Raw genomic sequence first — 903 nt, forward strand, 5'->3', positions numbered from 1 at the left:
GGACAGCACGCTGCCGGAGGTGCCGGTCCCGACGTAGCCCTCCACCTCGGTCGGCAGGTCCATGAGCCGGGAGGCGTAGTCGTGGTACATGACACCGGCGAACACACCCGTCCGGCTGCCCCGCAACCGCTGCGGGTCCAGCCCCGCCGACTCGAACGACTCCCACGACGCCTCCAGCAGCAACCGCTGCTGCGGATCCATCGCGAGCGCCTCACGCGGCGAAATACCGAAGAAACCGGGGTCGAACTCTGCCGCGCCGTACAGGAAACCACCACGCCGCGTATACGACGTACCGCTACGCCCCGGATCCGGATCGAACAACGACTCCAGATCCCAACCGCGATCCGCCGGGAACTCCCCTATCCCCTCACCGCCGCCGGCCAGCAACTCCCACAGTTCGTCGGGGGATTCCACCCCGCCCGGGTAACGGCAGGCCATGCCCACGATCGCGATCGGCTCGTCGGCGCCGACGACCGTGCCGGCGACCGGTCCGGCGGTCGACTGACGCACGCCGGCCAGCTCCGACCACAGGTGCTCGGCGAGCACGGCCGGGGTCGGATAGTCGAACACCAGCGTCGACGCCAGCCGCAGCCCGGTGGCCGCGTTCAACCGGTTACGCAGGTCCACCGCCGTGAGCGAGTCGAAGCCCAGCTCCCGGAACGCCCGGTCCGCCGGCACCGACTCCGCACCACCGTGCCCCAACACCTGCGCGACTAGACCCCGTACCAGCACGTCGATCTGGGCGCGGCCCTCGTCCTCGGTGAGCCCGGCGAGCCGGTCGGCCCAGCCGCCACCGCCCTGCCCCACCTGGCGGCGGGTGCCGGTCACGCCGATCAGGGTGCGCAGCACGGCCGGCACGGGGCCGCCGGAGGTCGCCGCCCGCAGCGCGGGCACGTCGATCAC

General features: G+C 72.1%; 1 protein-coding gene. It reads right to left on the bottom strand.

Annotated elements, in window-relative coordinates; genetic code table 11:
- On the bottom strand, positions 1–903 hold a 903-nt coding region (locus tag KBX39_RS32090; protein ID WP_210874181.1), incomplete at both ends, for an acyl carrier protein.

Source organism: Micromonospora sp. D75 (genome assembly GCF_018070405.1).
Lineage (GTDB): Bacteria > Actinomycetota > Actinomycetes > Mycobacteriales > Micromonosporaceae > Micromonospora > Micromonospora chalcea.